We start from the raw sequence: 308 nt of genomic DNA, 5'->3' as shown, positions 1-308 counted from the left end.
TTCTTCGCCGACCCCCGCGAAGTCCTGCGCCAGGTGGTGGCCAGGTTCACCGAGATGGAACTGACCATCGTCGCCGCCTTCGAGCTGGAGTTCTACCTGATCGACCAGGAGAACGTGAACGGCCGGCCGCAGCCGCCGCGCTCGCCGATCTCCGGCAAGCGTCCGCAGTCGGTGCAGGTGTACTCCATCGACGACCTCGACGAATACGTCGAGTGCCTCCAGGACATCATCGACGGCGCCCGCGCCCAGGGCATCCCGGCCGACGCCATCGTCGCCGAATCCGCACCGGCGCAGTTCGAGGTCAACCT

At 66.9% G+C, this 308-nt stretch carries 1 pseudogene; it reads left to right on the top strand.

The features are described from left to right. Positions 1-308, top strand: a pseudogene (locus HMPREF3014_RS12475) (glutamine synthetase); the annotation flags it as partial.

Source organism: Pseudomonas sp. HMSC065H01 (assembly GCF_001815235.1).
Lineage (GTDB): Bacteria > Pseudomonadota > Gammaproteobacteria > Pseudomonadales > Pseudomonadaceae > Pseudomonas > Pseudomonas aeruginosa.
Note: the sequence above shows the minus strand (reverse complement) of the source record. Positions and strands in the feature narration are given on the sequence as shown.